The following is a 21,645-nucleotide window of genomic DNA, read 5'->3' as shown; positions in this document are numbered from 1 at the left end:
TCTTTTTTAATAGTGTTTCATAACCCGCGCAATTTCACGATTAGTTTCCCGACGCTTAATCGATTCACGTTTATCGTACTCATGCTTCCCCTTGGCAAGTCCTAAGAGGACCTTTGCATACCCGTGTTTAATGTACATTTTAAGTGGTACTAAGGTAACTCCCTTATCTTGTAAGGCACCAGTAAGTTTATGAATTTCTTTTTTATGAAGCAATAATTTTCGGTTGCGCAAGGGATCTTGGTTAAAGTAGGTCCCATTATCATATTCACTGATATGAACGTTCATCAACCATGCCTCACCGTTACGAATTTGAGCAAAGCCATCTTTTAAGCTGACGCGGTGGGCACGAACTGACTTAATTTCCGTTCCCGTTAGAACAATTCCTGCCTCATAAGTGTCGGTAACAAAGTAATCATGGCGGGCTTTTTTGTTTTGGGCAATTAAATTGTCATTCTTTTGTTGGCGACCCTTTTTAGCCATGATTCACACCTCCATTAATGGCGACGACGACGTGGTTGATGGTCCTTAGAGTTATTGTGATGACGTGTTTGGCCGCGATTGATTTGACGATTATTCCGCGAGCCGTTTTCATGATCACGTTGCTGGTTATGACGACGATGACCATTACGGTTGTTTCGCCCGCGTTGACGACCACCACGACGATCATTGTGAGGGACCCTAATCTTTGTTGTTGGGGCTTCCTCTGGGTGAACCAATTCAAAGTCAATTTCCCGCAAGTCCTTATCAACCCGCAACAATTTAACATGAATGGGTTGGCCGATTTGGAAGATTCGGTGATGTGTACGACCAATCAAAGCCAGGTGCTTTTCAGAATACTCATAGTAGTCATCATTCATCACACTAATATGAATTAATCCTTCTACCGTATTTGGCAACTCTACAAATAGACCGAACTTCATAACAGAAGAGACCACCGCTTCGAAAGTTTCGCCCACATGGTCCTCCATGTATTCAGCCTTTTTCATGCTGTCAACATCACGTTCTGTATCAATTCCCCGGCGTTCAGTGAATGAGGTATGCTCGGCAATCTCAGGTAGCCGGTCTCGCCAGGCCGCCTTGGCATCTTCACCTTTACCGTGCTTGCTGTACCACTTAATAAGGCGGTGAACAGTATCATCCGGATAACGCCGAATTGGTGACGTGAAGTGCGTATAGTAGTCGGCTCCTAAGCCAAAGTGACCAAGTTCTTCATCAGAGTACTTGGCTTGCTGCATACTGCGCAGCATCATAACCTGAACCATTTGTTCTTCCGGCTTACCTGCTACATCCTTCAAAACATTTTGCAGCATTTTCGGCTTAACATTGTTAATATCACCATGAGCATTAATGCCAAAAACAGATAAGAACTCAAAAAAGGACTTGATCTTTTCATTATCCGGCTGTTCATGGATCCGGTACAAGAATGGGACGTGTTCCTTATAATAATGTTCAGCAACCGTTTCGTTGGCCGCTAACATGAAGGATTCAATCATCCGCTCTGATAATCCCCGCTCCCGCAATTGAATATCAGTTGGGTGCCCTTTTTCATCCACAATAATCTTTGCTTCAGGAGCTTCAAAATCAATGGCACCGCGACGCTTCCGCTTCTTAAGCAGAATCTTATGAATTTCTTTCATTGTCTCAAACATTGGGACCAAATCATGGTAGCGATCAATAGTTTTCTGATCATGAGCTTCCAAAATTGCGTTGACAGCTTTGTAAGTCATCCGTGCGTGCGAACGCATTACACTTGGGAAGATAGCGTGCTTGACGACCCGTCCCTGTTCATCAATTTCCATTTCACAGCTCATTGATAGACGGTCTTCACCTGGATTTAACGAACAAATGCCGTTCGACAACCGTTTAGGCAGCATTGGAACAACACGATCCGTCAGGTAAACAGATGTACCGCGTTTGAATGCTTCCTCATCCAGCGCACTCCCGGGCTTAACGTAATGACTGACGTCAGCGATATGCACCCCTAAATGATAATGGCCATTATCCATCTTCCACGCGACGACAGCATCGTCCAAATCTTTGGATTCGATCGCATCAATCGTTACCAATGGTTGATCAGTAATATCTTTTCGTCCTTTGCGTTCCTCAGGCAAAACATGCAAAGGAATCTTGTTAGCCTCATCCATAACTTCTTTAGGAAATTGGTGCGGCACATCATGCGCGTAAATTACCGATAGAATGTCGATACCAGGTTCATCGCGGTTACCAATGACCTCATTAACTGCGCCAGTCAGTACCTGCGGCGATTCATCATCTGGGTACGTTGCTACCGTAGCTGTAACCACTTGACCATCCATTGGTTTCAATCCCAAATTATTAACAAAGAACCGGTAGTTAGAAAGCTTCTTATCCTTTAATAAAATCTCTCCAATGTAATCGCCGACAGTCTCTTGTTTAAATTCACCAACGATCTTGTCATAATTGTGTTCAGCAATTCGGGTCACTTGGCCTTCTGGTCCCTGGTCACTGCCAGGCTTGGCAGCCCGCAAAATTTTAACAGCAACTTGATCCCCGTTAAGGGCATGCTTCGTATGATCTGGATTAATGTAAATGTCTGGCAGATCAGGATCATAGTCAACAAAGCCAAAGCCCTTATCGTTACCGTGAAAAGTTCCGATAATCTCAGTTGGCTTTATCACTGCTTCGAATTCACCGCGTTCGTTTACTTGAACTTTTTTCTCTCGTTCTAATTCTGCTAGGGTCTGAACGATCGGCGTAAATTGGTCAGCTGAATCCATCCCCAGTATTCGGGCTACCTTCTCCGCCGAAAAGCTAACTCCAGCATTTTCTGTCAAATAGGAATTAATTTTCTCTTTTAACTTGTTATTTGATATCATTTCTTACCTCAAAACTTGCTTTAAATATTGTAAAACGTCTGTGCTCAGTTGGCGACGAGCATTATTAACCGTCAGGACATGATCAGCTTCTGGGTAAAAATGGTAGTCAACATGAACACCATTAGCCGTCAAGCGTTCTTGTAGCTGTGCTCCTGAATGAGGATCGATCATCTGATCACGGCCACCCTGGGCAATAAAGAATGATCCACGAATAGCGTCTAAATGCTGATCAATCTCTTTAGTCATCGCTTGAATAGCACCTAACTGAATAGGTAGTTGCGCTTTAATTACTGATAATTTAGCTTGAATCTCGTCAGCGGGTAATCCGGCTCGTCGATAATAATCCGCTGCTAATTGAGGGAAAAACTGGGGCACATTCGACTGTCCCCATGTGGTCACTGGCGATGCAAAGACACCACCGCCAGATAACGAATGGGTATTTTCCAATGCTTTGGTTGCCAGCAAGCCACCTAGTGAAAGTCCAAAAATAGCAATCTGTGTCATTCCTTGGTCCCGCATTCGTTGAATTGCCGCCTGGGTATCAGCCCACCATTTATCTGGATTACCATCTTGCAAAACCGTTAGCGGATCCTTGCCATGACCAGCAAACACTGGCGCATAAACCGTATAACCGGCTCGTTGAAGATCTCGACCCAGCAAGCGGACGTCCGCACTGGAACTCGTATATGAATGAAGAAGGATGACCGCTTGGGGACCACCGTTAAAGATAAATGGTTGACCTGAAACAACTTCCATCCGTGTTCCTCCTCAGATAATATAAAAAGGCCCCCTGAGTAATTGTGCTACAGGAGGCAAATTTAGCTAATGTGATGAAACGTAAACTAATGCTAATGCCAAGCCGAAGAAAATCACACCACAAATCGTCGTAACAACTTGCATTACGGCTTCAAATCCACGGGCTTTCCGCCGGGAAAAGAGATCGCCGGCCCCACCAGTTAAGGCGGACATTGCATCATTATCATTTTTAGCGGGTTGCATCATTACACATGCAATTAAAACCACGCAATCAATTAAAAACAAAGTCATTAATGTATTATACAAGGACTTATCCTCCTACTAATTGCCCACTATATCTTAACTAGGATAACATAAGATCAGTGATAATGCTAGGCTTTCCCGTCGTGGGCAGCCCGGGTAAGGTACTGTTGTAACTTCCGCTGGGCATCACAATGGGCAGAAATCACTAGTGTATCCCCAGCTTGTAAAAGTGTTCGGCCGTTTGGCACAATCTGTTGTTCACCACGGTAAACGAGCGTCACAATACTATTAGCTGGCCATTTAAAGTCTGCTACTTTGATTCCATCTAAAGTTGAACCAGCATAAATAGTAACGGTCAGCGTGTCTTGGTGTCCTGATTGCTGATGTTTCTTGCCAATAAAATTATCAAACATCGCACTGTAAACTGGCTGACCATGCAAAGCATCAACAACTAGGTATGCAGTAGTTGCAACTAGTGCTAATGGCATTAAGTGATCAAGTGAACCCACCATTTCAGTAATTAATAAAATAGCTGTAAACGGGGCCTTGCTAATACATGCAAAGTAGCCTGCCATCGCATAAATGATAAAGTTCGGAAGGTAACGTGCCGGGAGAATACCAAGCCGAACCATAGCGGCACAATAGACAGCTCCCAAGACAGCCCCCAGCGTCAGGATTGGCAAAAAGATACCCCCAGGCAATTGCGTCCCATAGGACATCATCGAGAACACGAATCGTAGCACAAATAGCAGAACAAACAAGCTTAGCGAGAACGGCAAAAACTGCAGCTTAGTAATTAAACCATTTCCCCCACCTAAGGTAATGGGAAAATACCAGGCAATGGGCATCACCAGCAACATTGGAATCACTGGATAACCAACAGGATTGAGCCACTTCAGTTTCCCCGTCCACTGGTCCAAGCGCAAAATTACAATCTGGTAAAGCCGCCCCAACAAGCCAAGCATCAACCCCATCACGATTAAGTGCCAGTACAAACTTGTTGGCAAATCATGAGAATAAGGAACATAGAGAACTGGTCGTAAGCCAAAGAACTCCATCGATACTAAATTCGAACAAAGGGAACTAATAAAAGTGGCTAACCAAATCAATGGAGAGAAATTATGGTAAACCTCTTCCAAAATAAAAATCGTACTAGCAATGGGGGCGTTAAAAGCAGCTGCTAACCCTGCGGCCGCTCCGGAAGCAATCCCAATCCGCCGATTTAAGGCATCCGCTTTTGTTGCTTCACTAATCCCCTGGCCGACAGTCGCACCTAACTGAATGGATGGGCCCTCACGACCAAGAAAAAGGCCTGAACCGATGGCAATAACCCCGCCCAGGTATTTCCGCCACAAGACAGGCCACCACTCTTCTTCAAATTCTGACTTTAGTTGTCCTTCAACTTGGGGGATTCCTGACCCCTTTATGTTGGGGTAACGTTGCGCTAGGATCCCTAACAATAGTGCAATAACAATGGTCCCTAGCACCCACCAAATGAGGCCCAGGGGATGTGAATGAAAGTAATGAAAAGAGAACGTTACCACCTGTAATAGATGCTGAATAATCAAACGGAAAGTTGAAACAACCAATCCAGTTGATAGCCCAATTAAAATGGCGCGAAATAATTCTGTACTACGGCGATTTCGTTTAACAAGGACATCTTTTCCCATTTTAATTGTGATAACTCCTCTCTTTACAAACAAGTACAGCTTATTGTACCACAAACGAAAAGCGTGCCAGAGACCAAAGCAGGTTTCAAGCACGCAAAATCATGATTAATTATATTCTTTTTTTAAGTCATGACGGTAACGAACCATGTACACAATTGTGGCAATGATTAGAACCGCTGCCCCAACAATTACTGATACCCGGGTATCAGGATTGATAAACATAAAGATAACAATCACGATTAACATAACGAAGGCAAAGTAATTAGAGAATGGGTAAAGAGGCAACTTAAATGGGTGGTTGGCCATCAAATCTGGGTTATTCTTTCTGAAACGCAATTCCGCTAGAAGAATAACAAACCATGGAATCATCCCTGGCAAAACGGAGGATGAGAAAACAACCACAAACATGTCAGAAGTAGAATGACTGTATACAGAGGAAATCATATCAATAATGAACCCAATCATGATCCCACCAGAAATACCTAAGATTGCTGCATCAGGAACAATCCGTTTAGACAGACGACCAAAAATCTTGGGGGCATCACCTTCGTGTGATAATTTGAAAAGCATCCGACTGGAACTGTAAATTCCGGAGTTAGCACCGGATAATGCCGCCGTCAAAACAACAAAGTTAATAATTGATGCTGCAGCCGTAATCCCAACCTTAGCAAAGGTTGAAACAAATGGTGAACCAACCGAACTTAGCTTGTCCCAAGGGTAGATCGTCACAATAACAAAAATCGCCCCAACGTAAAAGATTAAGATCCGGAACAAGACTGATTTAACAGACTTAATGATGGCTTCTTGCGGGTTAGCAACTTCCCCTGCTGAGATTCCCAGAAGTTCAATTCCTTCATAAGAACCAACAATAATCGACATTGAGAAGAAGAAACCAGAAACACCACCAGTAAAGAAACCACCATGAGCCCACAGGTTACTAAAGCCAGTCGGGTGCCCACCGTTACCGAATCCAAACAAGATTACCATAAAGCCTAGGAAGATCATGAAGATAATGGTCACTACCTTAATCATCGCAAACCAGAATTCCAATGACCCATAGGCCTTGGCACTAGCAAGGTTAGCAAGAACCAGGAAAACGATGATCACAACTCCTGCAATCCAGGTATGCATATGGGGCCACCAAAATTTTAGATATTCGGTTGCCGCAACCACTTCAGACATCCCAACAACAATATATTCAAACACGTTGGCCCACTTTGCCAGGTATCCCGCTAACGGGTGAACGTATTCAGTCGCATAGTCAGCAAATGAACCAGTCCCAGGGTTAACATAAATCATCTCCCCCAGCGCACGCATGACAATATATAAAATCAAACCAACAAAAGCATAGGCCAGCAGTACAGAAGGTCCAGTCCACTTAATAGTGGAAGTTGACCCCATGAATAAACCAACCCCAATGGCACCGCCAAGGGAAATCATTTCCATTTGACCGGCTGTCATTGAACGTCTAAGTTTTGGTGCTGAATTCTTCACGTTGTTCAATTCCCTTCCAATTCAATTTCTGAAAGGCATTATATTATAAAATATATTAAAAATAAAGACGATTCTCATTAGTTTTTAATGGATCTGCTTAATTTTCGTTTGTTTGATTAGCCAAAACTTTATTATTTTAACCAAAGTAGCCCTTTTACTTATACAAAAAAGGCTAGGAATAACTCCTAGCCTTTATTTATTAGTTAATCAACCAGATTAACGATTTTCGATGTCTTGACGAGCTTGTTCACTCAAGTTGTAGAAGGAGTGGATACCCTTGTATTGAGCAACGTCACCAAGTTGATCTTCAATCCGCATTAATTGGTTGTACTTAGCAAGACGATCAGTCCGGCTCATAGAACCAGTCTTGATTTGTCCAGCGTTAGTAGCAACAACTAAGTCAGCGATGGTTGTGTCTTCAGTTTCACCAGAACGGTGTGAAACGATGGCAGTGTAGCCAGCTTCCTTAGCCATTTCAATAGCTTCAACAGTTTCAGTTAAAGTACCAATTTGGTTAAGCTTGATCAAGATTGAGTTGGCAGCACCCATCTTGATACCCTTCTTCAGGTAATCAGTGTTAGTTACGAAGAAGTCGTCACCAACTAATTGAACCTTCTTACCAAGCTTCTTGGTAATGGTTACCCAGTCATCCCAGTTATTTTCATCAATTGGGTCTTCCACAGATACTACTGGGTACTTTTCAATGATGCCTGACAGGTAGTCGATGAATTCATCAGTAGTGAATTCTTCACCAGTTGACCAACGAAGCTTGTACTTCTTGTCTTCGTCGTTCCAAAGTTCAGAAGCAGCTACGTCAAAGGCAATAGCAATGTCCTTACCTGGCTTGTAACCAGCATCCTTGATAGCCTTAATCAAGTATTCGAATGGTTCTTCGTTGTTAGCAAAGTCTGGAGCAAATCCACCTTCGTCACCAACAGAAGTTACCTTACCAGCATCTTCCAATTCCTTCTTCAATGCGTGGAAAGTTTCTGAACCCCAACGAATAGCTTCACGAACAGTTGGTGCACCAACTGGCATAATCATGAATTCTTGGAAGTCAACCTTGTTGTCGGAGTGAGCACCACCATTAATAACGTTCATCATTGGTGTTGGCAATACGTGAGCGTTGAATCCACCAAGGTAGTTGTAAAGAGGTACTTGTAATTCGTCAGCAGCAGCACGAGCAGCAGCTAAGGAAACTGACAAAATAGCGTTAGCACCTAACTTACCCTTGTTTGGCGTACCGTCTAACTTGATCATTGCCTTGTCAATTGCAATTTGGTCGGTAACTTCCATACCAACGATTTCCTTAGCAATGATGTTGTTAACATTAGAAACAGCCTTTAAAACTCCCTTACCGCCAAAACGGTTCTTGTCTCCGTCACGTAATTCAACGGCTTCGTGTTCACCAGTAGAAGCACCTGAAGGAACGATACCGCGGCCAAAACCACCAGCTTCAGTGTAAACTTCAGCTTCAACTGTAGGATTACCACGTGAATCAAGAACTTCGCGTGCATAAATATCTGTAATAAGTGACATTTGATGAATCTCTCCTCTGTCATATATTTGGAAGGCAAATTCCACTGTTAATTGTATTATTATGTGCAACTAAAAACAAGCATTTAGTGGTTAACTAATTGTAAAAATGTTTGCGGGTCCAAACTGGCCCCACCAACGAGAACCCCATCGATATCACGATTATTCATTAACTGATGAATATTATCGGTGGTAACACTACCACCATATAGTATCCGAACATTGTCCGCAACATCACGATTGTACATATAACTAATCGTTTGTCGAATCAAGTAACAGCCTTCTGCCGCTTGCGAAGGGTCGGCACTCTGACCAGTTCCAATTGCCCAATTAGGTTCATAAGCAAAGGTCACCCGGCAAATATCATCCGCTGAAAGTCCCTGAGCATCAAGCAAAATGCGGTTAACAACCCAGTGCACTTGACTACCGGCAACACGACGCCCCATTGTATCATCACAACATACTATTGGACATAATCCAGCAGCTAGTGCAGCTTTAATCTTTTTATTAATGATTTCGTCCGTTTCATGAAAGTAACGACGTCGTTCAGAATGGCCTAAGATGACATGATGAATTCCTGCCTGATACAAGGCTAACGGGCTTGTCTCCCCAGTATATGCACCCTCATTTTGATAATAGCAGTTTTCTGCGGCAATCTTTAATGGTGAGCCGATCGCTGCATTATGCATTGATACTAACGACAATGTTGGTCCCGCTAGTGCAGTCTCTAATTCATTAGCCGGAGGAAGCTGGTCTTTAACTTGATTCACAAAATCAACAGATTCTGCCACCGTCTTATGCATTTTCCAATTACCAGCGATGATTGGTACTCGCACTGTAATCCCTCCTATGAGCATTTCACTCTTAATATTTAAAAACAACAAAAGGGCCTAAGATGACGCTCCTAGTCCCTTTCATTATATCTTAATTGAAATTACTTTTCAGAAATAGCGGCAATTCCTGGTAATACCTTACCTTCGAGGTAGGTCAGTGAAGCACCACCACCAGTTGAAATGTGGGTCAGTTGATCAGCAACTCCTAATTGCTTAACAGCAGCAGTTGAGTCACCACCACCAACGATCGTGGTTGCGTTATCCAAAGTACCCAAGAACTTACCAATAGCAAGAGTTCCCTTGGCAAAGTTTGGCTTTTCAAAGACACCCATTGGTCCATTCCAAACAACCGTCTTAGCATCCTTCAAAACGTCTTCAAATTCAGCAATGGTCTTTGGACCAATGTCAAGAGCCATCCAGCCATCATCAATATCGCCTTCGACAACCTTAGTGTTTGCATCGTTATCAAACTTGTCAGCAACCACGTTGTCAATTGGCAATACCAATTTGTCGCCAGCCTTGTCTAAGATTTGCTTAGCAACATCAATCTTGTCCTTTTCAACAAGGGAGTCACCAGTCTTGATGCCCTTAGCAGCGTAGAATGTATAAGCCATTCCACCACCGATGATGATTTTATCAGCCTTGTCCAAGAGGTGATCAATAACACCGATCTTGTCAGAAACCTTAGCACCACCAAGGATAGCCACAAATGGACGTTGTGGATTATCAACAGCGTCACCCAAGAACTTGATTTCCTTTTCCATTAAGAAACCAGCAGCAGCCTTGCCAGGCATGTTGGTAGCAATACCAACGTTAGAAGCATGCTTACGGTGAGCGGTACCGAAGGCATCATTAACGTAAACATCACCAAGTGAAGCCCAGTACTTACCTAATTCAGGATCATTACCTGATTCACGCTTGACGTATTCGCCATTCTTAACATCTTCGTAACGAGTGTTTTGAACCAGCAATACTTCGCCATCCTTCATGTTGTTGATGGCATCTTCCAATTGCTTACCTTCAGTAACTGGAACAAAGATAACCGGCTTGTTTAACAAGTTAGAAAGTCGTTCAGCAACTGGCTTGAGGGACTTACTTGGCTTGTCTTCTTCCTTCTTAATCCGGCCCAAGTGGGAGAATAAGATTGCCTTACCATTGTGTTCAATTACGTACTTAATAGTTGGTAATGCGGCAACGATCCGGTTGTCATCGCCAACCTTACCATCGTCAGTGATTGGCACATTAAAGTCAACCCGCATTAATACCTTTTTACCTTCAAGAGGTAAATCTTCAACAGTTAATTTAGCCATGAATTATGTTTCCTCCTTCTCGTTAAGAAAAAGGTGGTCGGAGTCTCCTCCTCCCACCTTTCATTTAGCTTATTTACACTCAGATTAAAGTTCTGCAAAGTGAAGCAGAGTCCGAATCATGTTGCAAGTGAAGCCGTTTTCGTTGTCGTACCAAGCAACAGTCTTAACTAATTGAGTACCATCTGCACCTTCCATGATTTCGGTTTGAGATGGGTCAAATACTGAACCAAAAGTAGAACCGATAATATCACTAGAAACGATTGGGTCTTCAGTGTAACCGTAAGCTGGGTTGTTTTGAGCAGCCTTCTTCATAGCTTCGTTAACTTCGTCAACTGAAACCTTCTTGTTCAAGATAGTAACAAGTTCAGTTAATGAGCCAGTAGGAACAGCAACACGTTGTGCGTGACCAGAAAGCTTACCGTTCAGTTCTGGAATAACAAGACCGATAGCCTTAGCAGCACCACTTGAGTGAGGAATAGTGTTAACAGCTGCAGCACGGTTGTTACGGAACTTCTTACCACGAGGTTGGTCAAGAACAGCTTGACTACCAGTGTAAGCGTGAACAGTAGTCATAGTACCAACCTTGATGCCGAAGTTCTTGTTTAACCAGTATGCCATTGGGGCAAGGCAACTAGTAGTGCATGAACCAGCGGAAACAATCTTGTCGTCAGCCTTCAAAGTGTCAAGGTTAACACCAGGAACAACAGTAGGAACGTTACCAGCAGGTGCAGAAACAAGGACACGCTTTGCACCAGCGTCCAAGTGAGCTTGTGACTTTTCTGCAGAAGTGTAGAAACCAGTACATTCAAGGACAAAGTCAACACCGTCGTTCTTTACCCAAGGAATGTTACGAGCGTCACGTTCTGCGTATACAGGGTATTCCTTACCATCAACTACGATACCATTGTCGGTTGCGGAAACTTCACCGTTAAAACGACCTTGAGTAGAATCGTACTTCAGTAAGTAAGCCAACATTTCTGGTGAAGTCAAGTCGTTGATAGCAACAACTTCGATGTCATCAGTGTTGAGTTCGTGAATACGACGGAATGCTAAACGACCAATACGGCCGAAACCATTAATACCAATCTTTACAGTCATACTGCAATTTCCTCCTTTAGGAAAAACATAATTAGCGTACTTGCTTACTTAATCACATTTACTTAGTGAACTATAAGTTGTTAAATAATGTGACCTAGTAATCAAATACAAACCTTACGCTCTTTATCATACTCATCTTTCCGCAAATTGTCTATTCAATCGCCTTAAAAAAATCATATTTTCTTGTGAAAACGTTATCATTGTGATTAATTAACTTTAGCCTCTTGCATTCTGAAGGGACATACGATATTATAATAATTGTTGATGCGCCCTTAGTGTAATGGATCGCACGTGAGATTCCGGTTCTCGAGATCCGGGTTCGACTCCCGGGGGGCGCATTTTTTATTGCCGTCGTTTCATACGATGGCTCTTTCTTTTTTAAATCATTTGTAAACTACTAAAAAAGGAACCATGCGCAAACGCATGGTTCCTTTTCAATTTACTTTTCATCAGCTGGCTTTTCCTTAGCCCACTTACGAATAGCTTCAATCTTCTTTTCTTTAAGTGCCCGCTTGTACTTAGGAGCGACTGGACGACGACCTTGAACGCCGTATGGGTGTGCTTTACGCATTGGTACATGCCTCCTTAATATTTAACGTAAATTCATTAACGGTCCAATTATACCGGTCACAGGTTTAAAAAGCAAGTACCCTCTAACTGAGACTTTATTTTTTACTAAAAATTTACTAGTTTACTCATTTTACATCCTTAAGTTTGAACTAGACCAATTTAAATGTTTCTTATAAAAATGCCGTAGTAAAAAGCATTGAAAATCATACCAATGGGAGTTACTATATAACCGTTAACTTAAATCAACAAATAAATTAGTTGTTTTTTTACTAACAACTTAGAAATAAGAGGTTTTTACTATGTCAATTAAAGATGCATTTGCTAAGATTTACGCTACTAACTGGAATGAGTTAGATAAGGAGAGCGCTGCAACTGAATTAGCTTTAATCAGTCAAGGATTAAACAACTAAATCGTTCTGCGTAATGTCCAGCATGGTTACTACTATTGAAACCATGCTGGGCTTTTAATTTCTCTATACAAAATATTTGACCTTTTTTGACCAATCGAGTATAGTATTCACATACGTTAGCAATCAATGTTAACAAGTGCTAATAACAAGGAGGCTAAAAACTATGAATTTAGTTCCGACTGTCATTGAGCAGTCATCACGTGGTGAGCGTGCTTATGACATTTACTCACGGCTTCTGAAGGATCGTATCATTATGTTATCCGGTCCAATCGAAGACGATATGGCAAACTCAATCGTTGCGCAACTATTATTCTTAGATGCACAAGATTCAACTAAAGACATTTACTTATACATTAATTCACCTGGTGGTGTTGTTACCTCTGGGATGGCAATCTATGACACCATGAACTTTATTAAGTCTGATGTTCAAACCATCGTTATCGGGATGGCTGCATCCATGGCGAGTGTCTTGGTATCATCTGGTACTAAGGGCAAACGGTTTGGATTACCACACTCACAAGTGTTAATTCACCAACCATCTGGTGGCGCTCAAGGTCAACAAACAGAAATTGAAATTGCCGCTACCGAAATCCTGAAGACACGGAAGATGCTAAACGGTATTCTTGCTAAGAACTCAGGACAACCGATTGAGAAGATTCAAGCGGACACCGAACGTGACCACTACTTCACTGCTCAAGAAGCGGTTGATTATGGTCTGCTCGACGGTGTGATGGAAAATAATTCCAAGCTTAAATAACCAAGATTAAATTAAATCCCCATGTATTCAATTATGAATGCATGGGGATCTTTTTTATTCTGTCATCTTTGATCGAAGCTCATCAGCATAAGCATTTAACTTACGCAGACGATGGTTAACGCCAGACTTGGAAATCGGGCCACCTGGTACCAATGTACCTAACTCCTTTAAGCTCACCTCTTGATGGGCTAAACGCGTTTCAGCGATTTCTCGCAATTTATTCGGCAAGCTGGCTAAGCCAACCCGGTCTTCAATTAATTTAATGTTTTCAATTTGACGAGTCGATGCTGAGGCAATCTTATTCATATTGGCATTTTCACAATTCACCAGGCGATTGACGGAATTACGCATGTCTCGCACAATCCGGATATTCTCAAACTGGAGCATGGAATTGGTTGCACCAATGAGTGACATAAAGTTAGCAATCTTCTCTGCCTCTTTTAAGTACACAATGTAACCACTACGCCGGGACGTCGTTTGAGCATTAAGACCAAACTTGTTCATCATCTGTGCAATCATTTCATTATGCTCTTCATATAAAGAATATATTTCGAGATGATAACGCGACGTCTCCGGGTTATTAACGGACCCCCCAGCTAAGAATGCGCCCCGCAAATAAGAACGGACCATCCATTCATTCTTCAGCAGGGTCATTGGAACCCGTTCCTTAATCTGTAAGCCTTGAAGAATACCTAAATCATCCAGTACTCGTTGTGCCGAGTATCGTAAACGAACAATATATTGATTATTCTTTTTAAGCTTCATTTTCCGACGAACGACGATTTCACTCTCAACGTGGTAAAACTCCTTGAGCAGCGAATAAATTCGCCGCGCAATCGCCGGATTTTCTGTCTGAATATTTAGTAGCAGAGAATGGTTTGCTAAACCGAGGCTCCCATTCATGCGAATCAGTGCCATTAACTCTGCTTTCGCATTATCACGGTGAACTTTAATTCCCGTCAATTCTTTTTTAACTTCACTGGCGTATGACATGGGAAGACCTCCTTAGTCGTGAACTTGGTGCAAACGGTTCATTAACTCCGACACAACCAACTCGCGATCGTGAAAAGCACCATTATCTCGTAAACGCAAGAAATTAGATGAAATAACACGACACCCCTGAGCACGAAGCCCTTGAAAATCGTGACCGACCGGTTGGGAAATTTCATTCCATTCCTGAAAATCAATGTAGTTATCCGGTACCGGTTGAATATTGACCAGAACGGTATCGATGAAATGGTGGCCAATGTGTTGATTTAACACCCGCACATGGTCCGCATCAGTAAAATTATCAGTTTCACCCTTCTGCGTCATAATGTTACAAATATAAATGACTTCGGCCTTGCTTTCACAAACCGCCTTTGCAACATCATGAATCATTAGGTTAGGCAAAATACTAGTAAACAAGCTACCAGGACCTAATACAATCTGGTCAGCATTCTTGATTGCTTCCAATACTTCTGGTACTGGTTTAGCTTCGTGGCCATCTTCGTCATTCGATGGGGTAACCCACACGCGCTTAATTTGCTTGTGAGCCTTGGTGATCTCTGATTCACCACTCAACCGGCTGCCGTCCATAAACTCAGCATTAAGTGTTAATGGTTCATTAGCAACTGGGAAAACATGGCCGCGAATTTGCATCATTTCTGCCAATTCTTGAACGGCATCGAAAATTCCACCCTTCATTTCAGACAAGGCTGAGATGATAAGGTTACCAATGGCGTGGCCGGCCAAGAACTGATCACTAGTCTTGAAACGATACTGAAAAATATCCAGGTAAAGGTCTGGCAATTCAGACAATGCAACCAGGACATTGCGGATATCACCAGGAGGAACTACGTTAATATAATTCCGCAAAATTCCTGACGAACCACCATCATCAGCGACAGTAACTACTGCCGTAACGTCTGCATTTTGGTCTCGTAAGCCGCGCAAAATGACAGGAAGACCAGTTCCGCCACCAATGACGACTATCTTTGGCTTTCGAAACATCTTATTCCTCCTTATTTATTGTGCTTTTTCAACATCACGATGATGAACATTAACCGTATAACCATCCATCTTTAAATCTTGAGCAACCTTATTAGCAATCGTGACAGAACGATGCTGACCACCGGTACAACCGACAGCAATCGTTAAGCTGCTTTTACCCTCTTTAATGTAACCAGGTAAAGAGGTTTCCAAGAGCGACTTAAAATGGCTGTAGAATTTCTGAGCCAACGGGCTGTTCATAACATAGTCTTGCACTGCTTGGTCATTACCAGTCTGATGCTTGAGTTCCGGCACATAGAATGGATTAGGCAAAAAACGCACATCCATCACGATATCCGCATCCAATGGCAAACCATATTTAAAGCCAAATGACATTACTTCGACGTAGAAGTTACTACCTTCACCGTGACCAAATATTTTATTAATCCGCAGTTTTAAGTTGCGGGGGGTTAATGTCGTTGTATCGATATTAACATCGGCCTCGCTCTTCAGATTACTAAGCAGTTTCCGTTCAAGCGTGACCCCATCCAGTAATCGGCCATGTGGCGCTAATGGGTGCGACCGCCGTGTTTCCTTATACCGTGAAATTAATTTTTCATCACTTGCATCTAAGAATAAGACACGAACGGTAATATCGTCGCGGGACTGCAGTTTATCAATGGTAGGCAGCACTTCATCATAGAAACTTCGTGCTCGTGAATCCATTACCATTGCAATTTTATCGAATTCAGCGGAGTCCAACATAACATCCACAAACCGTTCTGCAAGATTCGGCAACATATTATCAAACACAAAGTAACCAAGATCTTCGAAGCTATGAACAGCAACTGTTTTTCCGGCACCGCTCATCCCCGTAATGATTACAACTTCCATTTTTTGGGCCATTCTTTTCCCCTCTTCATTTTTAAATACTTGTCCATTGTAGCACATCATGCCGGGTGTGTCTTTTGATATGAAACAAAACCGGAGCTGGCCATATTTGAAAAAACCATCACTCCGGTTTTCTGCTCATTTCTTTTGATGTTTTTGTTGTAACTCCCGGTCACGAGCCAACATTTTCTTCAGGTATTGACCAGTGTAACTTTCCTTAACTTGAGCTACTTCTTCTGGTGTCCCGGTTGCAACAACATAACCACCAGCTTCGCCCCCTTCAGGGCCAAGGTCAATTAACCAATCTGCTGATTTGACAACATCAAGGTCATGTTCAATGACAAGCACCGTGTTGCCGGCATCAACTAACCGTTGAAGTACCGCTAACAGGCGTTTAATATCATCCATATGCAATCCTGTCGTCGGCTCATCAAGAATATAGAAGCTCTTCCCATGCGACTGACGGTGCAATTCTGCAGCCAGTTTCATCCGTTGTGCTTCACCACCAGATAAAGTCGTCGCCGGCTGTCCGAGATGAACATAGCCTAAGCCGACATCTTCAATGGTTTGTAACTTCCGACGAATCTTTGGAATAGCGGAAAAGAAATTCAATGCCTCGGATACGGTCATATTAAGTACCTGCGCAATGTTCTTGCCCTTATATTCAACTTCCAAAGTTTCCGAATTATACCGTGCACCATGGCAAACCTCACAGGGAACATAGACATCTGGCAGAAAGTTCATTTCAATTTTAATAATACCGTCACCATGACAAGCTTCACAGCGACCGCCCTTAACATTGAAACTAAAGCGGCCCTTACTATAACCACGCATTTTAGCTTGATTGGTCTTTGCAAAAAGCTCACGAATGTCATCAAAGACGCCAGTATACGTGGCGGGGTTACTCCGCGGTGTACGGCCAATCGGCGACTGATCAATATTAATGATCTTTTCGATATTTTGAACCCCGCTAATCGACTTATACTTACCTGGTTTAGCTGAATTATGATTCAGCTTTTGCGCCAAAATGCGTTTCAAAATCAGATTAACCAGGGTTGATTTACCTGATCCCGAAACACCAGTGACACAAATGAACTTGCCTAACGGAAAATCAACGGTAATGTCCTTAAGATTATTTGCCGCAGCCCCCTTCAGGATAATGTGCTTACCATTTCCTTTACGACGGGTGGCGGGCACTTCAATCATTTTCTTGCCTGAAAGATACTGACCAGTCAGCGACTTCCGCGACCGCATAATTTGCTTTGGCGTTCCAGCGGCCATTACCTGACCACCGTTTTCACCGGCACCCGGACCAATATCGACAATGTAATCCGCAGCACGCATTGTGTCCTCGTCATGCTCAACCACAATTAACGTATTGCCCAGGTCCCGCATCGCTTTCAATGAAGAAATAAGACGGTCATTATCCCGCTGATGAAGTCCAATTGATGGTTCATCTAAGACATACATCACACCACTTAAGTTTGAACCAATCTGGGTAGCTAACCGAATCCGCTGTGCTTCACCACCAGAAAGCGTGCGCGCAGACCGACTCAATGTCAGATATTCCACCCCGACATTCTTCATAAAAGTCAAGCGATCTAAGATTTCCTTTAGAATTGGCCGCGCAATTTTCTCTTTCTGATCTGACAATTGTAAAGACTGGAAAAATGGAATCGCCTTGCTGATTGGTAAGTCGGATACTTCACCAATGTTACGGTCGCCAACTTTGACTGCCAGTGCGCGTTGGTTAAGCCGGTAGCCATGACAAACCGGACAAGGTAATTCAGTCATGTACTTACGCATTTGTTCCCTGGTAAAGTCAGAGTTAGTTTCTTTATAACGCCGTTTAACGTTATTAATAACCCCTTCAAACGGCACATCAACATCCCGCACACCACCAAAGTCATTTTCATAGTGAAAGTGGAACAGCTTGTCGCCATTTCCATAAAGAATAACCTTCTGTTGCTTCCGCGATAACTTATTAAATGGGGTATCCATGTTAATATCTGCTGACTCACAGAATTGTTCAAGCATCTTAGGATAATATTGTGACGAAATTGGGTTCCATGGGACGAGCGCGCCTTCACGCAAAGTCTTCTTCCGATCCGGAACAACCAGGTCAATATCGACCTCCAGCTTAGAACCAAGCCCCTCACATTCGGGGCAGGCCCCATTTGGCGCGTTGAACGAGAATAACCGTGGTTCTAATTCACCGACCGTAAACCCACAAATTGGACAAGCATATTGTTCAGAAAACGGAATCGGCTTGCCGCCAATCACATCAGCAATTGCGTAACCATCACTCAAGCGCAAGGCAGCTTCAAAGGAATCAAAAAGACGCGAGCGAATTCCGTCCTTGACAATGATCCGGTCAACCACCACATTGACACGGTGCTTCTTGTTCTTATCTAATTCTGGAACCTCATCCAGATCATAAGTTTCACCATCGACTTGGACCCGGACAAAGCCCTCTCGTTTAATCTTTTCAAAGACTTTCTTTTGTGTTCCCTTCTTATCACGGACAATTGGTGACAGTATTTGTAACTTAGTCCGTTCGGGGAGCTGCAAAACGCGATCCACCATTTGATCCGGCGTTTGACTACTAATTGGAATATGGTCATTGGGACAAATGGGGGTCCCAACCCGTGCCCAAAGGAGGCGCAGGAAGTCGTTAATTTCGGTTACCGTCCCAACAGTTGATCGCGGGTTGTGTGAAGTTGTTTTCTGATCAATGGAAATTGCCGGTGATAGTCCTTCAATTGAATCAACATCAGGCTTATCCATCTGACCCAAAAATTGCCGGGCATATGCTGACAGACTTTCAACGTAGCGTCGCTGACCTTCAGCATACAGGGTATCGAAGGCTAACGAACTCTTCCCGGACCCAGATAAACCAGTGATGACGACCAATTTGTTTTTAGGAATCGTCACATTAATATTCTTGAGATTATGGGCACGGGCACCACGAATAATGATTTTATTATTGGCCACGTTCATTCCTCCTTACTTACCGTGCTTTACTTTTTTGCCACTCATCTGGCTTTGTAATTCCATCACTGTATCACGCAACGTAGCCGCCTGCTCAAAGTCTAGCCGTTTAGCCGCCGCCCGCATCTGTTCAGTCAGTTCTTCAACCATGTTCTCCTGAGCAGTATGACTCAATTTAGCAAAGTCCTTAGTGGTAAATTCAGTATCAGTTTCTTTTTCACCGCTATCGGCACTCTTCTTTGTTGCAGAAATTGCCTCCTGGATTGGCTTGATAATCGTCTTTGGTGTAATACCGTGTTTCTTGTTGTATGCTTGCTGAATTTTCCGCCGCCGTGCGGTTTCATCAATCGCCTTTTGCATTGAGTCAGTGATCGTATCAGCATACATAATAACTGCCCCATGAGCATTCCGCGCTGCCCGACCAATTGTTTGAATCAATGACCGTTCATTCCGCAAGAAGCCTTCCTTATCAGCATCTAAAATTGCGACCAATGATACTTCGGGAACATCCAATCCTTCCCGCAATAAGTTAATGCCGACAAGAACATCAAACTTCCCTAACCGCAAGTCACGAATAATTTGCGTCCGTTCCAAAGTTTTAATATCTGAGTGCAGGTACTTCACCTTCAACCCCAGGTCTTTCAGGTAATCAGTTAGGTCCTCTGACATCTTTTTGGTTAAAGTTGTCACAAAGACCCGCTCATGTTTCTCAACCCGTTTATTAATTTCAGCAACCAAGTCATCAATTTGTCCCATCACTGGCCGCACCTCAATTGTGGGATCTAATAACCCCGTTGGCCGAATAATCTGTTGAACAACGTGATCCGTTTGAGCTTCTTCGTACGGTCCCGGTGTTGCTGACATGTAGACTACTTGGTTAATATGCTTCTCGAATTCATCCAATTTGAGAGGCCGGTTGTCGTAGGCACTTGGCAAACGGAACCCATAATCCACCAGCATCTTCTTGCGGGCATGGTCACCATTGTACATTCCCCGCACCTGCGGCATCGTTTGGTGGGATTCATCTACCACTAGCAAGAAGTCCTTAGGGAAGAAGTCTAACAAAGTGTACGGTGGCTCACCTGGCTTTCGACCATCCATATACCGAGAATAGTTTTCGATCCCATTACAGTAGCCCATTTCCCGGAGCATCTCGATATCATAAGTAGTCCGCTGTTGAAGTCTTTCCGCCTCCAACAGTTTCCCTTCTTTAGTGAACTTATGGACTTGGGTTTTCATATCAGCTTCAATTTGCGGCAAGGCCCGGTCCATAATTTCATCACTGGTCAAAAAGTGGGTTGCTGGGAAGATTGATACATGTTCCCGATCACCCAAGACTTCACCGGTTAAAGCGTCAACGACCCGAATCCGGTCAATTTCATCACCAAAGAATTCGATCCGCAATGCCTTATCGTCCCGTGAGGCTGGAAATACCTCCACAACGTCACCGTGAACCCGGAACCGACCCCGCTGAAAGTCGATATCATTTCTCTCAAACTGAATATTCACCAGTTGGCGAAGAAATTGATCGCGGTCTACCTGCTGACCAACTCGTAAGGAAACAACATGATTATGGTATTCACTCGGGTCCCCTAATCCAAAAATAGAAGAAACAGATGCCACAACAATTACGTCGTCACGCTCCATTAGTGAAGAGGTCGCTGAGTGTCGTAACTCATCGATTTCATCATTAATGGAAGCATCCTTTTCAATGTAGGTATCACTTGAAGGAACATATGCTTCTGGTTGGTAGTAATCATAATAGGAAACAAAATATTCAACCGCGTTATGTGGAAAGAATTTCTTCATTTCGCCATAAAGCTGGCCTGCTAAAGTCTTATTATGGGAGAGAATTAGCGTTGGCTTATTAACATTGGCAATGACATTGGAAATTGTAAATGTCTTACCAGTACCAGTGGCTCCCAATAGGATCTGTGCCTTTTCGCCTTTTTCAATACCGTTCGTAAGCTCTTTGATTGCTTCCGGCTGGTCGCCAGTCGGTTTGTAATCAGATACCAGTTCAAACGGCTTGTGTGGTTGACGATAAATCACTATTAATCCCCCTAACATAAAGAAAAGGCTGGATGTTCCCAGCCCCGATATTTGCTTCATTTATTTTATCATCAGAACATGCATTCGTCTATTGAAACAAATTGGTCCATCAACTTGTTTGATTTGTCTAACCAATCGACTAATCGCCTTCTTTGGACCAGAAACTTTATTGCTAGCCCCCGGTGATTCGATATAATAGACAGGTATG

At 43.1% G+C, this 21,645-nt stretch carries 17 protein-coding genes and 1 tRNA gene; 2 read left to right on the top strand and 16 right to left on the bottom strand.

Translation table 11 applies throughout. The features are described 5' to 3' along the window. Positions 1–6: 6 nt before the first annotated feature. The 10 genes from smpB to gap form a co-directional block, all read right to left on the bottom strand. The gene (gene smpB, locus FD27_RS01780) at positions 7–480 is read right to left on the bottom strand and encodes an SsrA-binding protein SmpB (protein ID WP_057748612.1); all 474 of its coding nucleotides are present in this window, start codon (positions 478–480) and stop codon (positions 7–9) included. A 14-nt stretch (positions 481–494) separates the two neighbouring features. Next, complete coding sequence (gene rnr, locus FD27_RS01775; RefSeq protein ID WP_057748609.1) at positions 495–2,855, bottom strand: ribonuclease R; 2,361 nt, start codon at positions 2,853–2,855, stop codon at positions 495–497. Positions 2,856–2,858: 3 nt separating this feature from the next. Further along, entirely contained in the window at positions 2,859–3,611 is a 753-nt protein-coding gene (locus FD27_RS01770) for an alpha/beta hydrolase (protein ID WP_057748606.1), read from the bottom strand. Positions 3,612–3,677: 66 nt separating this feature from the next. Beyond that, positions 3,678–3,917, bottom strand: coding sequence for a preprotein translocase subunit SecG (gene secG / locus FD27_RS01765; protein WP_057748602.1), 240 nt, complete (start codon positions 3,915–3,917; stop codon positions 3,678–3,680). A gap of 65 nt (positions 3,918–3,982) precedes the next feature. Further along, positions 3,983–5,524, bottom strand: a complete 1,542-nt coding sequence (locus FD27_RS01760) for a ClC family H(+)/Cl(-) exchange transporter (protein WP_057748599.1) — start codon at positions 5,522–5,524, stop codon at positions 3,983–3,985. A 105-nt stretch (positions 5,525–5,629) separates the two neighbouring features. Further along, the gene (locus FD27_RS01755; RefSeq protein ID WP_057748672.1) at positions 5,630–6,985 is read right to left on the bottom strand and encodes an amino acid permease; all 1,356 of its coding nucleotides are present in this window, start codon (positions 6,983–6,985) and stop codon (positions 5,630–5,632) included. A 249-nt stretch (positions 6,986–7,234) separates the two neighbouring features. After that, on the bottom strand, positions 7,235–8,557 hold the full coding sequence (gene eno, locus FD27_RS01750) for a phosphopyruvate hydratase (RefSeq protein WP_057748595.1): 1,323 nt from the start codon (positions 8,555–8,557) through the stop codon (positions 7,235–7,237). A gap of 83 nt (positions 8,558–8,640) precedes the next feature. Continuing rightward, complete coding sequence (gene tpiA, locus FD27_RS01745; RefSeq protein WP_057748592.1) at positions 8,641–9,390, bottom strand: triose-phosphate isomerase; 750 nt, start codon at positions 9,388–9,390, stop codon at positions 8,641–8,643. A 98-nt stretch (positions 9,391–9,488) separates the two neighbouring features. After that, entirely contained in the window at positions 9,489–10,697 is a 1,209-nt protein-coding gene (locus FD27_RS01740) for a phosphoglycerate kinase (RefSeq protein ID WP_057748587.1), read from the bottom strand. Positions 10,698–10,781: 84 nt separating this feature from the next. Then, positions 10,782–11,795, bottom strand: coding sequence for a type I glyceraldehyde-3-phosphate dehydrogenase (gene gap, locus FD27_RS01735; protein WP_057748584.1), 1,014 nt, complete (start codon positions 11,793–11,795; stop codon positions 10,782–10,784). A 266-nt stretch (positions 11,796–12,061) separates the two neighbouring features. On the opposite strand from gap, the gene FD27_RS01730 reads away from it, so the two are divergent. Next, positions 12,062–12,133 (top strand) — tRNA-Arg (locus FD27_RS01730). 101 nt (positions 12,134–12,234) lie between these two features. On the opposite strand, the gene FD27_RS08985 is transcribed toward FD27_RS01730, so the two are convergent. Next, positions 12,235–12,366 carry a hypothetical protein gene (locus tag FD27_RS08985; protein WP_263851300.1) on the bottom strand — a complete coding sequence of 44 codons (132 nt, stop codon included), beginning with the start codon at positions 12,364–12,366 and terminating at the stop codon, positions 12,235–12,237. A gap of 572 nt (positions 12,367–12,938) precedes the next feature. On the opposite strand from FD27_RS08985, the gene clpP reads away from it, so the two are divergent. Further along, positions 12,939–13,532 carry an ATP-dependent Clp endopeptidase proteolytic subunit ClpP gene (gene clpP / locus FD27_RS01725; RefSeq protein WP_057748581.1) on the top strand — a complete coding sequence of 198 codons (594 nt, stop codon included), beginning with the start codon at positions 12,939–12,941 and terminating at the stop codon, positions 13,530–13,532. A 54-nt stretch (positions 13,533–13,586) separates the two neighbouring features. On the opposite strand, the gene whiA is transcribed toward clpP, so the two are convergent. From whiA to uvrB, 5 genes are all read right to left on the bottom strand, one after another. Continuing rightward, a complete protein-coding gene (gene whiA / locus FD27_RS01720; protein ID WP_057748578.1) occupies positions 13,587–14,525 on the bottom strand; it encodes a DNA-binding protein WhiA in 939 nt (312 codons plus the stop codon). A 12-nt stretch (positions 14,526–14,537) separates the two neighbouring features. After that, the gene (locus FD27_RS01715; RefSeq protein WP_057748575.1) at positions 14,538–15,524 is read right to left on the bottom strand and encodes a gluconeogenesis factor YvcK family protein; all 987 of its coding nucleotides are present in this window, start codon (positions 15,522–15,524) and stop codon (positions 14,538–14,540) included. Positions 15,525–15,539: 15 nt separating this feature from the next. After that, entirely contained in the window at positions 15,540–16,409 is an 870-nt protein-coding gene (gene rapZ / locus FD27_RS01710) for an RNase adapter RapZ (RefSeq protein ID WP_057748572.1), read from the bottom strand. A gap of 123 nt (positions 16,410–16,532) precedes the next feature. Next, positions 16,533–19,388 (bottom strand): excinuclease ABC subunit UvrA, encoded by a 2,856-nt coding sequence (gene uvrA, locus FD27_RS01705; RefSeq protein WP_057748569.1) that lies wholly within the window; start codon positions 19,386–19,388, stop codon positions 16,533–16,535. A gap of 12 nt (positions 19,389–19,400) precedes the next feature. Further along, the gene (gene uvrB, locus FD27_RS01700; RefSeq protein WP_057748566.1) at positions 19,401–21,437 is read right to left on the bottom strand and encodes an excinuclease ABC subunit UvrB; all 2,037 of its coding nucleotides are present in this window, start codon (positions 21,435–21,437) and stop codon (positions 19,401–19,403) included. Positions 21,438–21,645 lie beyond the last annotated feature (208 nt).

It is taken from the genome of Limosilactobacillus frumenti DSM 13145 (assembly GCF_001436045.1).
Classification (GTDB): domain Bacteria; phylum Bacillota; class Bacilli; order Lactobacillales; family Lactobacillaceae; genus Limosilactobacillus; species Limosilactobacillus frumenti.
This window is presented reverse-complemented; position numbering and strand designations above follow the sequence as displayed.

Coding starts and splice junctions, on each gene's coding strand:
- smpB (WP_057748612.1), bottom strand. CDS start 480: ATGGCTAAAAAGGGTCGCCAACAAAAGAATGACAATTTAATTGCCCAA.
- rnr (WP_057748609.1), bottom strand. CDS start 2,855: ATGATATCAAATAACAAGTTAAAAGAGAAAATTAATTCCTATTTGACA.
- FD27_RS01770 (WP_057748606.1), bottom strand. CDS start 3,611: ATGGAAGTTGTTTCAGGTCAACCATTTATCTTTAACGGTGGTCCCCAA.
- FD27_RS01760 (WP_057748599.1), bottom strand. CDS start 5,524: ATGGGAAAAGATGTCCTTGTTAAACGAAATCGCCGTAGTACAGAATTA.
- FD27_RS01755 (WP_057748672.1), bottom strand. CDS start 6,985: ATGACAGCCGGTCAAATGGAAATGATTTCCCTTGGCGGTGCCATTGGG.
- eno (WP_057748595.1), bottom strand. CDS start 8,557: ATGTCACTTATTACAGATATTTATGCACGCGAAGTTCTTGATTCACGT.
- FD27_RS01740 (WP_057748587.1), bottom strand. CDS start 10,697: ATGGCTAAATTAACTGTTGAAGATTTACCTCTTGAAGGTAAAAAGGTA.
- gap (WP_057748584.1), bottom strand. CDS start 11,795: ATGACTGTAAAGATTGGTATTAATGGTTTCGGCCGTATTGGTCGTTTA.
- FD27_RS08985 (WP_263851300.1), bottom strand. CDS start 12,366: ATGCGTAAAGCACACCCATACGGCGTTCAAGGTCGTCGTCCAGTCGCT.
- clpP (WP_057748581.1), top strand. CDS start 12,939: ATGAATTTAGTTCCGACTGTCATTGAGCAGTCATCACGTGGTGAGCGT.
- whiA (WP_057748578.1), bottom strand. CDS start 14,525: ATGTCATACGCCAGTGAAGTTAAAAAAGAATTGACGGGAATTAAAGTT.
- FD27_RS01715 (WP_057748575.1), bottom strand. CDS start 15,524: ATGTTTCGAAAGCCAAAGATAGTCGTCATTGGTGGCGGAACTGGTCTT.
- rapZ (WP_057748572.1), bottom strand. CDS start 16,409: ATGGCCCAAAAAATGGAAGTTGTAATCATTACGGGGATGAGCGGTGCC.